General features: G+C 55.9%; 17 protein-coding genes. 3 read left to right on the top strand and 14 right to left on the bottom strand.

The genetic code is table 11. The features are described 5' to 3' along the window. Position 1: 1 nt before the first annotated feature. The 5 genes from KI367_RS03855 to KI367_RS03875 form a co-directional block, all read right to left on the bottom strand. A complete protein-coding gene (locus KI367_RS03855; RefSeq protein WP_036714726.1) occupies positions 2 to 1,219 on the bottom strand; it encodes an ABC transporter permease in 1,218 nt (405 codons plus the stop codon). Beyond that, complete coding sequence (locus tag KI367_RS03860; RefSeq protein ID WP_212947707.1) at positions 1,216 to 1,908, bottom strand: ABC transporter ATP-binding protein; 693 nt, start codon at positions 1,906 to 1,908, stop codon at positions 1,216 to 1,218. Before KI367_RS03860 ends, KI367_RS03855 begins: the two co-directional genes overlap by 4 nt. After that, positions 1,905 to 3,455 carry an efflux RND transporter periplasmic adaptor subunit gene (locus KI367_RS03865; protein ID WP_081992747.1) on the bottom strand — a complete coding sequence of 517 codons (1,551 nt, stop codon included), beginning with the start codon at positions 3,453 to 3,455 and terminating at the stop codon, positions 1,905 to 1,907. The genes KI367_RS03860 and KI367_RS03865 overlap by 4 nt, the downstream gene beginning before the upstream one ends. Before the next feature lie 219 nt (positions 3,456 to 3,674). Continuing rightward, positions 3,675 to 4,043 carry a Rieske (2Fe-2S) protein gene (locus KI367_RS03870; protein WP_212947710.1) on the bottom strand — a complete coding sequence of 123 codons (369 nt, stop codon included), beginning with the start codon at positions 4,041 to 4,043 and terminating at the stop codon, positions 3,675 to 3,677. Further along, positions 4,040 to 4,477 carry an amidohydrolase family protein gene (locus KI367_RS03875; protein WP_212947711.1) on the bottom strand — a complete coding sequence of 146 codons (438 nt, stop codon included), beginning with the start codon at positions 4,475 to 4,477 and terminating at the stop codon, positions 4,040 to 4,042. The genes KI367_RS03870 and KI367_RS03875 overlap by 4 nt, the downstream gene beginning before the upstream one ends. A 15-nt stretch (positions 4,478 to 4,492) precedes the next feature. On the opposite strand from KI367_RS03875, the gene KI367_RS03880 reads away from it, so the two are divergent. Together KI367_RS03880 and KI367_RS03885 are read left to right on the top strand one after the other, a co-directional pair. Beyond that, positions 4,493 to 5,467 (top strand): YeeE/YedE family protein, encoded by a 975-nt coding sequence (locus tag KI367_RS03880; RefSeq protein WP_036714719.1) that lies wholly within the window; start codon positions 4,493 to 4,495, stop codon positions 5,465 to 5,467. A gap of 14 nt (positions 5,468 to 5,481) precedes the next feature. Then, on the top strand, positions 5,482 to 5,709 hold the full coding sequence (locus tag KI367_RS03885) for a sulfurtransferase TusA family protein (protein ID WP_036714716.1): 228 nt from the start codon (positions 5,482 to 5,484) through the stop codon (positions 5,707 to 5,709). A gap of 408 nt (positions 5,710 to 6,117) precedes the next feature. On the opposite strand, the gene KI367_RS27435 is transcribed toward KI367_RS03885, so the two are convergent. The 6 genes from KI367_RS27435 to KI367_RS03910 all read right to left on the bottom strand — a co-directional run bounded on the left by KI367_RS27435 (position 6,118) and on the right by KI367_RS03910 (position 11,648). Beyond that, positions 6,118 to 6,243 (bottom strand): hypothetical protein, encoded by a 126-nt coding sequence (locus KI367_RS27435; RefSeq protein WP_281422484.1) that lies wholly within the window; start codon positions 6,241 to 6,243, stop codon positions 6,118 to 6,120. Positions 6,244 to 6,257: 14 nt separating this feature from the next. Next, the gene (locus KI367_RS03890; protein WP_036714714.1) at positions 6,258 to 7,079 is read right to left on the bottom strand and encodes a carbohydrate ABC transporter permease; all 822 of its coding nucleotides are present in this window, start codon (positions 7,077 to 7,079) and stop codon (positions 6,258 to 6,260) included. A gap of 15 nt (positions 7,080 to 7,094) precedes the next feature. Continuing rightward, the gene (locus tag KI367_RS03895) at positions 7,095 to 8,057 is read right to left on the bottom strand and encodes a carbohydrate ABC transporter permease (RefSeq protein WP_373316196.1); all 963 of its coding nucleotides are present in this window, start codon (positions 8,055 to 8,057) and stop codon (positions 7,095 to 7,097) included. A gap of 38 nt (positions 8,058 to 8,095) precedes the next feature. Then, positions 8,096 to 9,346, bottom strand: coding sequence for an ABC transporter substrate-binding protein (locus tag KI367_RS03900; protein WP_212947952.1), 1,251 nt, complete (start codon positions 9,344 to 9,346; stop codon positions 8,096 to 8,098). A gap of 239 nt (positions 9,347 to 9,585) precedes the next feature. After that, entirely contained in the window at positions 9,586 to 10,056 is a 471-nt protein-coding gene (locus KI367_RS03905; protein WP_212947713.1) for a LytA/YqiH family protein, read from the bottom strand. 152 nt (positions 10,057 to 10,208) lie between these two features. Next, positions 10,209 to 11,648: a serine hydrolase domain-containing protein gene (locus tag KI367_RS03910; protein WP_212947715.1), complete on the bottom strand. Its 1,440-nt coding sequence runs from the start codon at positions 11,646 to 11,648 to the stop codon at positions 10,209 to 10,211. A gap of 187 nt (positions 11,649 to 11,835) precedes the next feature. Here KI367_RS03910 and KI367_RS03915 point away from each other — a divergent pair, with 187 nt between their 5' ends. Further along, entirely contained in the window at positions 11,836 to 13,068 is a 1,233-nt protein-coding gene (locus KI367_RS03915; protein WP_036714710.1) for an aminopeptidase, read from the top strand. A gap of 87 nt (positions 13,069 to 13,155) precedes the next feature. On the opposite strand, the gene KI367_RS03920 is transcribed toward KI367_RS03915, so the two are convergent. From KI367_RS03920 to KI367_RS03930, 3 genes are all read right to left on the bottom strand, one after another. Beyond that, positions 13,156 to 14,448 carry an MFS transporter gene (locus tag KI367_RS03920; RefSeq protein WP_246536580.1) on the bottom strand — a complete coding sequence of 431 codons (1,293 nt, stop codon included), beginning with the start codon at positions 14,446 to 14,448 and terminating at the stop codon, positions 13,156 to 13,158. A 126-nt stretch (positions 14,449 to 14,574) separates the two neighbouring features. Then, positions 14,575 to 15,039: a MarR family winged helix-turn-helix transcriptional regulator gene (locus tag KI367_RS03925; RefSeq protein WP_052147345.1), complete on the bottom strand. Its 465-nt coding sequence runs from the start codon at positions 15,037 to 15,039 to the stop codon at positions 14,575 to 14,577. A gap of 198 nt (positions 15,040 to 15,237) precedes the next feature. Next, positions 15,238 to 16,032, bottom strand: a complete 795-nt coding sequence (locus tag KI367_RS03930) for an exodeoxyribonuclease III (protein WP_212947718.1) — start codon at positions 16,030 to 16,032, stop codon at positions 15,238 to 15,240. Between the last annotated feature and the right edge of the window lie 147 nt (positions 16,033 to 16,179).

Below are 16,179 nucleotides of genomic sequence, written 5' to 3' on the forward strand. Positions count from 1 at the left end.
TTCATTCGTATCTCAGCGCTTCGATCGGGTCCAGCCTGGCCGCTTTTCTTGCCGGGAACACCCCGAAGACCATGCCGATGCAGCCCGAAAAAATGACCGCCAGCAGCACGGAGTTCAGCGATACCGCGGTTTGGATGCTCATGAAATGGCCGACCAGCTTGGAACCGCCGAAGCCGAGCAAAACGCCGGCGATGCCGCCGAGAACGGCAAGCGTGACGGATTCGACGAGAAACTGGGACAAAATCGCGCCTTCCCGCGCCCCGATCGCTTTGCGGGTTCCGATCTCCCGGGTACGCTCCGTAACGGACACCAGCATGATGTTCATGATGCCGATCCCGCCGACAAGCAGCGAGATGGCCGCGATGCCGCCCAGAAACAGCGTCAGCGTTTTCGTCACGCTTTCGGCCGAGGACAAGACGTCTTCCTGGCTCTGAACCTTGAAGTCATCTTCCGCGCTTCCCAGCTTATGGCTCTGGCGCATCGTGTATTCGATCAGCGCGATCGTGCTTTGCATCGCATCCGGAGATTTGGCTTCCACCAGAATATGACGAAGGCCGTTTCTGGAACTGCCGGACATCAAGCGGGACTGCACGGTCGAAATCGGCGCGATGGCCGTATCGTCCTGGTCCAGGGAGCCGGACGAACCTTTCGCTTTCAGCACGCCGATGACGCGAAACGGGACGTTGTTGATGTTGACGATGCTGCCGATCGCGTCAAACCCCGCCTTCCCGAACAGGTTTTCGGCCGTCGTGGCCCCCAAAACGACCACCTTGGCTTTATCCGTAACTTCATCCTCCGTAAAAAAGCGGCCGATATCCGTTTCCCAGGATTTGATGTCCGCGTAGCTCGGGGTCGTTCCGGTCACGCTGGTTGACGTAACATTTTTTCCGTTTTTGAACTGAGCGTTTGCCTGCGTGACTGGCGCTACGTACCGGACGGTATCGATTCGGGAGAGCGGGTCGGCGTCCGTCAGCTTCAGCATGCCGCTCCCCGATCCCCCGCTGCCGGATGATCCGGCCGAGGAGGCGGTTATCGTGATCAGGTTGGAGCCCAAGCTTTGGATTTGGCTCGCCACCTGTTCGTTGGTCCCCTGCCCGATCGAAATCATGGCGATGACGGTCGCAACCCCGATCATGATGCCGAGCATCGTCAAAAAGGAACGGAGCAGGTTGCTTTGCAAACTTCGAAAAGAAAGCTTGAACAATTCTCCCATTTTCATCCGGACACACGCTCCACGTTCAGCCGGTCGGATTCGATTCGCCCGTCCCGGAACCAGATGATTCGTTTCGTATGCGCCGCGATTTCCGGCTCGTGCGTTACGAGGACGATCGTGTTGCCGCCGTCGTTCAACCGCTTGAATATGTCCATGATCTCCTCGGAGGATGCCGTATCCAGATTGCCCGTCGGTTCGTCGGCCAAAATAATGGCAGGTTCGTTCGCCAACGCCCGGGCGATGGCAACCCGCTGCTGCTGCCCGCCGGACAGCTCGTTCGGCTTATGGTGCATCCGGTCCTTCAGGCCCACCAGCTCCAGACAATATTCCGCCCGTTCGCGCCGCTCCTTTTTGTTTTTCCCGGCGTACAACAGCGGCAGTTCCACGTTTTCGACCGCCGAGGTCCGCTTGAGCAGGTTGAAATTTTGAAAAACGAAGCCGATTTTTTGATTGCGGACCGCCGCCAGCTGCTTGGCCGAAGCCGAACCGATATCGACGCCGTCCAACGTATACGTGCCGGAGCTCGGTTTGTCCAAACAGCCGATAACATTCATCATCGTGGATTTCCCCGACCCCGACGGGCCCATGATGGACACGAATTCGCGCGGCTTGATCTGCAGCGACACGCCTTTTAACGCATGGACTTTCATCTCGCCGGAGGCGTAGATTTTCTCGACATGCTCAAACGTGATCATTGGCCGCCACCTCCGCCGGAACCGGCTGAACGCGAGCCTCCGCTCCGGCCCGACGGCTGAAAAGGCTGCCTTCCCCCGCCCGTTTCGCCGCCGAACCCGCCAAAACCGCCGAACCCGCCTTGCATCATCGAAGCGTTGGTTTTGGCAGAGGAAGACGTCGTCATCGTCATCGTTACCTTGTCGCCTTCCGAGAGGCCGGAGATGACCTCCGAGCTTGCGCCGTCGTCCAGCCCGGTCGTGATTTCCTTTTGTTCCGTTTTGCCGTTCGTTTCAACCATGACGATTTTTTTGCCGCCGAACGACTTGATCGCCGCATCCGGAACGGTCAGCACGTCCTTTTTCCCGTCGGTAACGATCGCCACCGTAGCGCTGAGACCGGGAATAAGCTTATCGGCGTTGTCCTGGCCCGGGGTGATTTCGACGGTTACCGGGAACGTGACCAGCCCGCTGCTTTGGACTTCGCCTAGAACGGCCTTGTTCGTGACCTTCCCCTTTAACGCCACGCCCGTCAACGCGTCGAACGTAATTCGAACCTCTTGCCCGACTTTTACGTCGGTTATGTCGGTATCGTCGATGGATGCCGAAATTTTGTAATTGCCTTCGGTCGAAAACATCGAAATCGCCGCAGCCGCATCCCCGGAAGGATACTCGCCCGCTTTGATATTGACCGCGGACACGACTCCGTTAAACGGAGCGAAAATTTTGGCGCCCGTCAGATTCGCCTTAGCGTCGTTTACGTTCGCCTCCGCCTGCGCCACGCTCGCTTTGGCCATGGCCAGCTCGCTTTCCTCCGGCCCTTTTTGCAGGTTGTTCAACTGCTGCACGGCCTGATCGTAGGCCCGTTTGGCGCTTTCGACTTTGCTCTCCGCCGTTTTTACCGACGACTGGGAAGCATCCGCTCCGCTTTGCCGCGAAGCCGCCTGCTTGTACGCGTTTTGGGCGTTCTCCAGCGCCACTTGGGCGAACAGGACCTGCGACTGATCCGTTCCCTGTTTCGCCAGATCCAGCTTCGCCTGGGCAATCTCCACCGTCTTTTTTGCCTTGTCCAGCTGCTGCTGGATATACGTCGGATCGGCTTGCTTTTTGGCCTCCGCCAGCTCGCTCTGCGCATTTTCCCAATCCGCCTTGGCTTTGGAAACCTCGTATTTCTGGTTCGCGATCGTATCCGCGTCCGTTCCTTCCTGCAGGCTTTTCAGCTTGGCGGCCGCGCTTTCGTAATTCGCCTGCGCGGACAGCAGCGCGTTTTGCAGCGCCGTGGCATCCATCTCGGCAAGCAGCTGGCCCTTTGACACCTTATCGCCGGGGCTCACGTGCACTTTGGTCACTTTGGATTTTCCGCTGAAGGCCAGATTGACCGAATCCGAGGCTTCCACATTGCCCGAAGAGGTCACCGTCTTGGAAAGATCCCCTTTCTTGACTTCGTATGTAATCGTCGCCGTTTCCGTCTTCGGCGTGGCCGCGCTTTTCTGGACAGCATAAGTCCCTCCCGCTCCGATCACGACGACGCAGCCGCAGATGATCAATACATTCCTAGCCACCTTGTTCATGCCTTCTCTTCTCCCTTCCCTTGAATGAACATGATGGTAGCACGGCCAGCTTAAAGAAAACTTAACTGCGGCTCCTGGCAGCGGATGCGTACCGGCTAAAAACAAAAAAACGGCTTCAGGGACATCCCCTTAGCCGTTTTGCCTGCCATCACAACTTCGTCTGCATCGTCCCCTTTATCAGAACCTTTGCGGGTTGATGGGGCAGGCGCAGCCGCGAACCTAGCTTTTTTTCCGGTCGCCCAACACAATGTACACTCCGGAATCGTCGGTTTCCACCGGATAACCCCGCAGTTTGGCATCGCTGCCGGCCGCCAGGTGGCGGCCGCTTTTCAGGTCGAACTCCCAGCCGTGCCACGGGCAGCGCAGCACTTGTTCCTCCATCCCGTAACGGTAATCGTATACGCCGGAAGGGAGACGGGTTCCCCGAATCGGACCCGCGCAGACCGGCGCCGCCGCATGCGGGCAAACGTTAAGCCACGCATAGTAGCCGTCTCCGATCCGAAACAAGCCGATTTCCATCCCTTTCACGTTTACGATCAGCTTGCCCCCGCTAGGGAGCGCATCCGGCTCCGCCACTTTTACTCTCATGCGGGATCCGCCCCCTTATGCTCCGCCGGGACCGGAATGCCGTACAACTCCGCGGCGTTATAACCGAGAATACGCTCTTTGAGATTCTGGGGAAGGCCCCGGAACACGACCTTCGGATTGTCGAAGTCCCAATGCGGGTAGTCGGACGAAAACATGGCGATCTGTTCGGCATGCATCATCTGGAAGATTTGCAGCAGATGCTCCGGCATCCGCGGTTCCTCGATCGGCTGCGTCGTGAGCCGCACATGCTCCACGATATACTCCGAAGGCAGCCGCTTGAGCCACGGCGCGGTATCGCGCAGCGCTTTGTAGTTTTTGTCCATGCGCCACATCAAATGGGGCAGCCAGCCTATGCCGCCTTCGATCGCTACGAATTTGAGCTGCGGATATTTTTCGAACACCCCTTCGCATACGAGGCTGTTGATATGGGTCATGAAATTCGCCGGTAAATGACCAAAGATAACCGCATGTTCTACGCCCTGCTGATCGCCATCTCGATTCAAAGCATCGGCGTCTTTGCCCTCATTCAGGCGGGTCTGATCGAATTCAGCGCAGGCGCATTTCCATGGGTTGCCACGATCCTCGGCTCTTTTATATTCGGGATCGGCATTATCCTTGCCGGCGGCTGTGCGACGGGAACATGGTACCGGGCCGGCGAAGGTCTGATCGGCAGCTGGATCGCCCTTTTTGGATATATGGCCATGAGCGCGACCATGAAGACCGGTGCGCTGGCCCCGGTCAACAACGAAATCAAGAAATTGGACGCACCGGTCAATTCGATTCCGGAAACGTTCGGTCTTTCCGTATGGCCATTCATTGCTACTCTTGCGATCCTTACGGCATTTTTGGCCATCCGCCAGCTGCGCAAACCGAAGGTGGCCATTCCGGCCATGAAAGCAAAACGTTCCGGTCTGAACCACCTGTTGTTCGAAAAGCGGTGGCATCCGTTTTTCACGGCCGTCTTGGTCGGATTGATCGCGCTTCTGGCTTGGCCGCTCAGCGAAGCGACGGGCCGGATGTCCGGACTGGGCATTACCACGCCTTCCGCGAATCTTTTGCAGTATCTCGTTACGGGGGACAGCGATAAATTCGTAAACTGGGGCATGTTTCTCGTGCTCGGCATTTTCGTGGGATCTTTTATCGCAGCGAAAGGCAGCCGCGAATTCCGTTTCAGAGCTCCGGACGCCAAAACGGCAGTCTCCAGCTTCATCGGCGGCATTCTCATGGGCTTTGGCGCCAGCTGGGCCGGCGGCTGCTCGATCGGCAACGGGCTGGTGATGACCGCGATGATGACCTGGCAGGGCTGGGTTTCCCTTGCCTTTATGATTCTGGGTACCTGGACGGCGTCATACTTCGTCTATGTCCGTCCGCGTGCCAAAACCAAAGCGAATCCGAGTGCGGCGCTGCGCACATCAACGACATAAGGGAGGATCAGATCATGAAACAACAAAAGCTGGAAGTCCTCGGAATGGTATGCCCGTTCCCGCTAATTGAAGCCAAGCAGGCCATCGAAGCGCTGGACAGCGGCGATGAGCTGGTGATCGATTTTGACTGCACCCAGGCGACGGAAGCCATTCCGCGCTGGGCTGCCGAAGCCGGCCACTCCGTCACGAACTTCGAACAAATCGATGATGCGTCCTGGACGATTACCGTTCAGAAGAAATAAACGTATTGATATGCCCTGTAAACAGAGGTGCCGTCCATTGCTGGACGGCCCTTTTTTTGAAAATATCGCCAAATCACGCATGATCGATAAAAAAACAACACGTTTCCATAATGCTTCTTAAACCTTTGATAATCCGCCGTTTCCTTTAACACGATGATGGTCGGGTACGCATTTATTTTGCGGCGTTTTCATGCGGCTAACATTTCTTTTTGCTCGATGCAATAAAATTGGCCTTCTTCATATTGAATCAGAGAGGCGGAAGGCCCGCCGCGTGATCATCCGGTTCATCCCCTTCATCCGCTCCAGTTGCTTGTTCCCCATCAAGCAGGATGAGACGCAAGGGAAACTTTACGACGCCAAAATAGACATGCTTTTCTTCCATGAAATCATAGAATCCGGGACCGGATTTTAGTACCGCCTGCCTTCGCAATAATCGATTCCGGCTTCCATTTCCTTCAAATACGTTTCGACAAAGCCGCGGTCCAGCATCGTCCCAGTCAGCGTCCGGAACGGCCGCCCGCAAATGCGGCCCAAACACGATCCAACCTTCAGCTCTTGATCGCGCCCGCGGCGATGTCCGAAATGAACTGCTTGCTGACGAACAGGAACAAGATGATGAGCGGCACGACCGCGAGCAGCGTTCCGGCGATGACCATCGAGTAGTCCGTGGTGTAGATGCCGTTAAGCGAAGACAAGGCCACCTGCAGCGTAAATTTGCTTTCGTCGTTCAAAATGATGAGCGGCCACAGGTAATCGTTCCACGCGCCGATGAACGTAAACGCCCCCAAAAAGGACAGGGCCGGCCGCAAAATCGGCAGCGCCACGTTCCAATAAAGCCGGAAAAAGCCGCAGCCGTCGATCCGCCCCGCGTCCAGGAGCTCGGAGGGCACGGATTCCTCGGCATACTGCCGAATCCAGAAAATGCCGAACGCGTTCGCCATGCCCGGAATAATCAGCGCCTTGAAGGTGCCGACCCAGCCGAATTTGGCCATGATGACGAAGGACGGCACGAGCGAAAGCTGCGCCGGGGCCATCATCGTTGCCAGGAGCAGAACGAACAGCCATTTTTTGCCCGGAAACTTGAATTTCGCAAACGTGTAGCCTGCCAGCGAATCGAAGAACAACACGAGCACGGTGCTGCAGGAGGCCACAAACAACGTGTTCAGGAACGCCCCGAAAAAATCGATGTTTTGCAGCACCCGGGAAATGTTGTCGATCAGGTGGGTTCCGAACCAGAACTTGGGCGGGAAGCTGTAAATCTCCGCGGTCGTGCGCGTAGCCATGACCACCAGCCAGTAAAACGGAAAGACGGATAGGATCAGTCCAACGATCAGACCGAAATAAAGCAGGATCGATTTTCGGATAGCCATTCGATGCACCCCCGTTTATTCGTCTTTGGCGCCGCCGCCCTGAACGACCCGCCAATTGAAGATCGAAAACAAAGCGATCAGGATGAACATGCCCCAGCCGACGGCCGAGCCGTAACCAAAATAGTTGTTCACGAAAGCTTCGCGGTACAGATAGAGGACGATGGTCAAACCGCCTCCGCTGACGCCGCCGTCATTGCCGACCAGCACCTGGGATTCGGTGAAAATCTGCATGCCGCCGATCGTCGACGTGATGACCGTAAACAAAATGATCGGCCGCAAATTCGGGATCGTGATGCGGAAAAAAGCCTGAACGCCCGTGGCGCCGTCGATTTTGGCCGCTTCGTACAATACGGTTGGAATGCTTTGCAGCCCGGCAAGGTAAATGATCGCGTTGTAGCCGACCCAGCGCCAGATGACCATGACGGAGACGGCCAGCTGGATGCCCCAGGTTTTGTTCAGCCATTCGACGGGCGAAATGCCCAGCAGCGAGAGCAAATAGTTCAGCAAACCGTAGTTGTTGGAAAACAGCGTGCTGAACACGATGGCTACGGCGACGAGCGAAGTGACGTTCGGAAGGAAATAGCCGATCCGGAAGAAGGTCCGGAATTTGACGAAAGACGCGTTCAGCAAAAAAGCGACGATCAGCGCGAAAAACAGCATCGGAATCGTGGAATAGATCCAGATCAGCAGCGTGTTGCCCACCGCTTTCCAAAATTCCGGATCGGTGACCATGAACTGATAGTTGTTCAGGCCGTTAAAGGTCATTTCGCCGATGCCGTCCCATTTCTGGAAGGAAAGATACATCGAAAACAGGATCGGGAACAGGCCGAAAACGGCAAACAAAATATAAAACGGAGATATCGCAAGGTACTCTTTCCGGTGCTTCCAGATTTCGGACGCCAATCCCGCCTTTCGCCCCGCCGGCGGCACGGAACTGCCCGGATCGAAATGAGTTCGCTTCTGCAAGGGTGCTCCCATAAGAATCAACCTCCATTGTCGATGATGGTCTAACCGTTTTACCGCAGCAGCTCCTTTTTGACCCTGGAGAGCGCGTCTTCCCAAGCCTTTTCCGGATTTTTGCCTTGAATGGCGACCGATGACAGCTCCCGGCCGACGATGCCGTTCAAATTGGCATATTTCGTGCCGTAATAGGCCGGTTTTACGTTGCGGGCAGACTCCGAAAAGATTTCGCCCGTGACCTGGCCGCCGAAAAACGCTTCTTTTTGCTTCATGACGTCGGAATCGAGCGCCTTTTTCGCGGACGGGAACAGATTGATTTCTTTAAAGCTGGTTACCTGGTTTTCCGGATTTTGCAGCCACTTGATGACGTCGAACGCTTCCTGCGGATGTTTGCTCGTTTTCATGATCGCCAGGAACGATCCGCCGTTGTTGCCGTCCCCGCCCGGCGCCCTTGCAACGCGCCACTTCCCTGAAGTGTCGGGCGCCGCCTGCATCAGAATTTCCTTGCACCAGACCGCGCCGACGAAGGACGCGATTTTTCCGTTGTTCGCCGCGGCGTTCCACTCGGAGGAAAACGTGCTCGCATTGGCCAACAGCCCCATTTGGGAGGCCTTGACGGCGAGATCCCACGCTTTTTTCATGGAAGAAGAAGGATCTTCCCCTATAAAATTTTCGTTTTTGTCAAAATAGATTTTGTCCGACTGGGCGTTCACTTGGGTGTATATGTTGCCGATGTTGTCCGTGAGCTTGACCTTGCCGCCTAACGCTTCCTGCAGCTTTTGGCCTGCGGCGAAATAGTCGTCCCAGGTCCCCATCAGCTTATGGACCTCTTCCGGATCGCTCGGAAGCCCGGCCTGCTCGAACAAGTCCGCCCGGTAAAACAAGGCGGTAGGTCCGGTATCCATCGGCAGCGCGATCATTTTTCCTTCCGGCGTTACGCCCAGCTTCCATTTCCAGTCGAGGTAATCCTGCTCGATGTCTCCCGCGCCAAGATCGTACAAATCGTAGAAACGGTCGGCGCTCGGGAACAGCTCCGTCACCCAGTCGTTAAAGGCTACGATGTCCGGTCCGCCGGAGCCCGCAGCCAGCGTCGTTTTCAATTTGGATTTGAAATCGCCGCCGATCTTTTGGGCATTGATGCGGATTCCGGGAAACTGCTTCTGGACCGATTGAATCAGGTTGTCGTCGATGCTTCGGTTCCAGTACCACAAAGTAAGCGTTTTCACATTTTCGTTGGAAGAAGATCCGCTTGAACACCCGCTAATCATGAGAACGACAAGCAATAAACACGTAAACGCCATGCGCATTTTTTTCAATCGCTTCAGCCTCCCACCGTTAGCTTATGGTACTGCCGTTTTTGCCGTCACTCTTCTGGACAACGAATAATGACTTCTTATGTATGAACCATTATAAACAATTAATATCATTTTTGAAACGGATTGGTAAAAAAATCTAACCCCCGGATCCGTTCTCCCGGCCGGACGGCGGAGGGACAAAAAGCCCCTCCTCACGGCCAAGTTTGCTGCCCCTCCGTCATCCCCGCGTTTCACTTGGCGGAGCCCGCTTTCGCAATTTCGGTCAACACGAGCTGTTTCAGGGATGCATCCCCTTCGATCGCTTTTTCCTCGTATTTGAATTCCACCTGCTGATCCGGCTTCATCGCTTCCACGTCCGGTTTCAATGTTTCATCGAATTGGAAAGCCATCGGTTTGCCGTCCACGATGATTTCAACCGTGTGCGAATCCGCGAGTCCGGTCAAGCTGCCTTTCCCCTGTTTAACGGACGGCTTTTCTTCTTGCGCGGAATCTTGAGAATTTTGGGGTTTTTGAGATTCCTGATGTTTTTGGTGATTATGGTGCTGCTCCTCCGGTTTTTCCATGGGGGTTTGGGGCTGTTCGGCAGCGGGACGGTCCTGTCCCTCCGCCTCCGGTTGCCCTCCGCACGCGGCGAGCGGCAGCCCGAACGCCAACAGCGCGACGAACGAAACCAGACTATATTTCATGGGTTTCAAGTACATGGCAGAAATTCCACCTCCTGATCCGTTTGACGGAAAACCGCTTGTCCATGTTTCATGGTCAAGCTTATCTATGCTTTACCCAACAAGCCGGGATCAAAAACAAAAAAGCCCGGACGGCAGCCATCAAGGATACCGGCGGGCGATGATCCTTTTTATCGGGCGGCTTTTCCTCGGATCGGATGCTCCTCGTCCCCGCCAAACGACACATTGAACCTGTGGCGGATCTCAAGGGCCTCTTCGGTGAACCGCACCCCCATCGTGATGCAGAACGGGGTTTCGATGCCCCGGATCGTCAACAAAAGCTCATCCGGCGATCTCCACGTAAAACTCGATGCCATGCGGGTGTCCGCTCCCCCGAATACCGAGGTTTGTCCGAAGCTCCACTCATGGCGGCCCAATGAGAGCGTTTCGTCGCCTTCTTCTTTTATGAGCGTCAGGCAGGCGGAGTCTTCGTCAAAATCGATGCGGAAGCCTTGCAGCGACAATCCGTTTTCCTCCAGATCGTATCTTCTGCCCCCGATTTGGGCCTCCAGCTGCGAACGGGGTTCGAACCGGGGAAGGTCCAGGCTCAGCTTCGCGAGTCTTTCCTTCAGCTCGGAAGACCGTTCGACAGCCTCCGCCGGTTCCGGCAAAAATGCTTCGAGCAGATGGTCCCATACGCATTGCAGGACGCCTTGAAGGTCCCCCGTTCCGGCCGTGATCGCGATCACCCCATCCTGCTCCGGCATGACGATGCAGAATTGCCCGAAAGCCCCGTCTCCGCGGTAAACGCCATGGCGGCAGCGCCAGAATTGGTACCCGTAACCCTGCGCCCAGTCGCTGTCTCCGCCGTCCCCGTTGGAAATCCGCTTGCCTGTGGCCTCCTCGATCCAAGCTTCTTCGATGAGCCTTTTTCCTTGCCACACTCCTTTTTGCAAGTACATCTGCCCGAACTTCGCGATATCTTCGGTGGTTACGTTCAAGCCGAAGCCCCCGGTATGTATGCCGCGCGGACAGGTTTGCCAGGTGGGGCTCAGGATGCCCAGCGGCTCGAACAGCCGGCTTTGCAAATAATCCAGCAAGCGCTGTCCCGAGGCCTTCTGCAGAATCGCGGAAAGCATATAAGTCGCGCCGGTGTTGTACAGGAAATGAGTGCCCGGTTCATGCGGAACCGGCAGCGCAAGAAACGCTTTAACCCAGTTGCCGTCCTCCGCCTGATGGAGCGCATCCATCGTGTCCTTGTCGTGGCCCGTCCCCATCATCAGCAGATGACGGATTTGCATGGCTGCAAGATGTTCCGATACTTCGGCAGGCAAATCTTCCGGAAAAAACGAGACGACCGGATCGTCAAGCGTTAGGATGCCCTCCTGAACCGCCATGCCGATGGCCGTCGAAGTAAAGCTTTTGCTGAGCGAAAACAGCATGTGCGGAAGCTCCGGCGCATAAGGAGCCCACCAGCCCTCGGCGGCCACATGGCCGTGCCGGAGAATCATCAGGCTGTGAATTTCAAGTCCCCGTTCCTTTAAGCCATCGAGGAATCCGATCACCTTTTGCGGGGATATCCCGAGTTCCTCCGGGCTTTTTCTTGGCAGCGGCGTTACCGTTTTCTGCATACATCCACTCTCCCTTATTATTGAAGTGGCATTGCTTGGGGTCTTCCCGCTTCCATTATACACCAATGGGGAGACGCTTTTGGCGAAACCAAAGCGAATGGCCGATTTTCGGGTTATAATAGGGATTGCATCTTCACCGAATCATTCCAAGGAATGAGATTTTCAACGAACCGGAGGACAAATCGCCATGAAAGACTTCAATCGCATGCTGGAAAAATACGCGGAACTGGTCATTAAAGTAGGGGTGAACATTCAGCCCGGCCAGGTGCTGCTCGTGCAGGCCCCTCTGGAGACGGCCGAGTTTGCCCGCCATGTCGTATCCAAAGCTTACGAAGCCGGCGCCAAATACGTGCAGGTGGATTGGGACGACGAAAAAACAACGCGCATCCGTTATGAAAAAGCTCCGGACGATTCGTTCGGCTATTATCCGAAATGGACGGCCGACATGATGGAGCAGCTTGCCGAAGGCGGCGGAGCCGTATTACATATCAAAGTTCCCGACCCCGAGCTGTTCCGAGGCATCGACGGCTCCAAGGTAGCCACGGCCGTCAAAGCCGCCGCCGTCGCCCGCGAGAAATATCAGGCTTATGTACGCAGCAATAAAGTAACCTGGTCGCTGATCAAAGCCCCGACGAAGGCCTGGGCGGACAAAGTGTTCGCCGACCTTCCGGAGGAAAAGCGCGTGCCCGCCATGTGGGAAGCCGTGTTCCAAATGAACCGCGTCACCGAAGACAACGATCCGATCGCCGCCTGGAAGGACCATATCCGGACGCTGAAGGAAAAACAGGAGTACATGAACAACAAGCGGTACAAAGCGCTGCATTACCGCGCGCCGGGGACGGATCTGCGCGTCGAGATGCCCGAAGGCTACCTGTGGCTGGGCGGAGGCGATTACAACGAGGCCGGCCATTATTTCGTCGCCAACATGCCGACGGAGGAAATTTATACGATGCCGCATCGGACCGGCGTTAACGGCACCGTCTCAAGCACCCTTCCGCTAAACCTGAACGGCCGCCTGGTCGAAGGCATCAAGCTGACGTTCAAGGACGGCAAAGTCGTGGAATACGACGCGGTTTCCGGCCGCGAGCATTTGACGTCGCTGTTCGAAACGGATGAAGGCGCGTCCTACCTCGGCGAAATGGCCCTCGTGCCGAACGACTCGCCGATTTCGAAGATGAAGCGGGTCTTCTTCAACACCGGGATCGACGAAAACGCCTCCTGCCATTTCGCTCTCGGCAGCTCCTATCCCGTGAACATCGAAGGCGGCACGAAGCTGAGCAAGGAGGAACTGCTTGCCCGGGGCGCCAACGTCAGCCTGACGCACGTCGATTTCATGGTCGGCTCCGAAAAGCTAGAAATCGACGGCGTGCTGCCGGACGGGACGACCGAGCCGGTATTCCGGAACGGGGTCTGGGTGTAACCCGGCACGCCCTCCCATTAAATAGCTGAAGAAACGTTAAAAAAAACAACCACCCTCCGGCCGCGTGCCGAAGGGTGGTTGTTGGCGTTAGATCGCCGCGCCGGCTCTCCCTGCCCGGCTTTTGCGGATTTGCATCGCCATCACCGATGCGATAAAGCATAGGAAGCCGGCGACCACGAAAGCCTGCGAATAGCTGCCTAGCCAGTCGCGCAGCGCGCCTGCGCCGTAAGCCGCCGCCGAAGCGCCGATTTGGTGGGCGACGACGATCCACCCGAAAATCATGCCGGATTTCTCCTTCCCGAACGCTTCTCCCGCCAGCTTGGCGGTAGGCGGTACAGTGGCGATCCAGTCCAGGCCGTAAAACACGGAGAAAGCGACAAGCATGTACGGGGAAGCGCTGCTCAGCGCATAGGGCAGAAACAGCAAGGACAAGCCGCGGAACCCGTAATATACGAACAGCAGCTTGCGGCTGTCGAAACGATCCGACAACCAGCCGGAAATCGTCGTGCCGAACAAATCGAATACCCCCATCATCGCAAGCAGCCCGGCGGCCGCCACCTCCATGATGCCGTGATCCCCGCAAGCCGCGATAAGGTGGGTGCCGATGAGGCCGTTCGTGGACAAACCGCAAAAAAAGAAGGTCCCGGCCAGCAGCCAAAAGGTGGCGCTGCTTAACGCCTGCCGCAAGTTTTGCAGCGGAGCCAGAAATATATTCCCTTCGAAAGGCGTCGGTTTGACCATTTCGTCGGAACCGTACGGCGCCGCGCCGACGTCATGCGGGTGGTTGCGCATCCAGATCGCAACGGCCGCAAGCACAAGGACGATGCTGATGACGGCGATATAAACGGCGTATTTCCAGCCGAAATCGGACGTCAGTTTGGCATACAGCGGCAAAAAAAGAAGCTGGCCGGTCGCGGCGTTGGCCGTCAGCAGCCCGACGACAAGTCCTTTGCGCTTCGCGAACCACTGATTGCTGACGGTCACGCCGAGCACGTTCGCCATCATCCCTGTCGCCAGCCCCGAGACGATGCCCCAGAGCAGTTCGAATTGCCACAAGGAACGGATCCACGGCGTCACGGCCAGGCTCAGCCCCAACACGGCAAGGGAAGCGACGATCACTTTGCGGAAGCCGAATTTCAGAAGCAGCGCCGCCGAAAACGGGCCGACCAAGCCGTAAAGAAAGATGCCGACCGAAATGACGCTCGAAATGCTGGCGCGGCTCCAGCCGAAATCTTCCTGGAACGGAACGATCAGAACGCTGGGCAGCGAACGAATGCCCGCCGACACGAGCAGCGTGGCAAAGGTAAGCAAAACGATAATCCAACCATAATAAAAACGCGATTTAGGCCTGATTTGAACTTGTTCGTCCCTCATGCTCATCGTATGGTTCACCCTCTATATTTGTATTTTGTTTGTACATACAAAACAATAACGACCAAGCGCAGCGAAGTTTTCCGCCAGAAGGACGAAATTTGCGCTTCGGTTCAACAGGATCAAGCTCTTGCGTTATTGCTCCAACAGCTCGCTTGCGGACTCCTGCATCCGGGTCAGCGCATCGGCCAGCTCCTTGCCGAGTTTCGCCTCGTAGGCGGCTTTCAGCTTTTTGGAAGCTTCGTGGAGCGTTTCCTTCATGGCCGTCCCTTTTACGGTCGGATACACCAGCACGGTTTTCCCCTGAACCTGACGCTCCACGAGCTGTTTCCCCTCGAGCTTATCGATGAAACGCGTCAGTGTGGAGGGCGTGATGTACAGCTTCTCGGAAAGCTCCTTTTGGGTAATGCCCGGATTGGCGATAACCAGCCGAACCAGATAACCGTAGGCCGGGGCCAGCCCCGTCATCGCAAACGCCTCGTCGGCAAGGCGCGTAATCGCCCGGCTTAACCGGTTGGTGGTGAAGTACATGCAGGTATGCAAAAACGTTCCGTCTTGTTCAGAGGATGGCTCTGTTTTATTGTTGGGTTCATTCGGCATGATCGTTCATCCTTCCTTGATCGGATCGGCATCATCAAATCAATTTTGTATGTACAACAAAAGTAAGGGGTCAGGATGATTATGTCAAGCGTTTTTTTACCATTGCCCGGCTCACGTCTCCCCCTAAACCAAAAAGCAGTCCCGCCGCATACGCGGCAGACTGCCTGTTTTTCCATCCTATTTTCGCCTGTTCCGGGTCTAGTCCGTTTGGCTTTCGGAACCGATTTTGGCCAGTTTTGCCTCGTCAAGCTCCAGAATGATCGGGCAGTGATCGCTGCCCGTTACTTCCGCGTCGATCCGCGCATCCGTCAACGCCGGGACAAGCCTGTCCGATACGAGGAAATAATCGATCCGCCAGCCGATATTCCGCTCCCTGACCTTCGGCATAAAAGACCACCACGTAAAGGCGTCATCCCGGTCAGGATAAAAATGCCGGAAGCTGTCCACAAAGCCGGCCGCCAGCAGTTCGGTCATTTTGCCGCGTTCTTCGTCCGTAAATCCCGAATTGCCCATGTTCGACTTCCAATTTTTCAGATCGATCTCCTGATGGGCAACGTTCAGGTCGCCGCAGATGATGACCGGCTTCTTGGCATCCAACGCCGACACGTAGCTGCGGAAACGCTCCTCCCATTCCAGGCGCAGCGGCAGCCGCGACAGGTCCCTTCTGGCATTTGGCGTATATACGTTGACCAGATAAAAATGATCGAACTCGAGCGTGACGAGACGCCCTTCCGCTTCCGCGTTTTCTTCCATGCCGTAATAGACGGACAATGGTTTTAATTTCGAAAACACCGCGGTTCCGGAATACCCCTTTTTCTCGGCATAGTTCCAGTACTGCCCATATTCCTCGCCGTAATCCAGGCAGATCTGCCCTTCCTGGAGCTTCGTTTCCTGCACGCAAAACAAATCGGCGTCGCTTGCCGCAAAATAATCGTTGAATCCTTTATTGACGCAGGCCCGCAGGCCGTTCACATTCCAAGATACCAGTTTCATCGTCGTTCTCCTTATGGCTATCAATCTATCGACATCATTTGATAGTGTACCATAAAAGGAAAATGACGTGGGACTTTCCCGCGACACCTGCCGTATAAAAAACATGCGCAATTTGGTCTGCCCCATGTCCGCCACTTGTGTTAAAAT

The sequence above is a fragment of the Paenibacillus cookii genome (assembly GCF_018333375.1).
Classification (GTDB): domain Bacteria; phylum Bacillota; class Bacilli; order Paenibacillales; family Paenibacillaceae; genus Paenibacillus_AQ; species Paenibacillus_AQ cookii.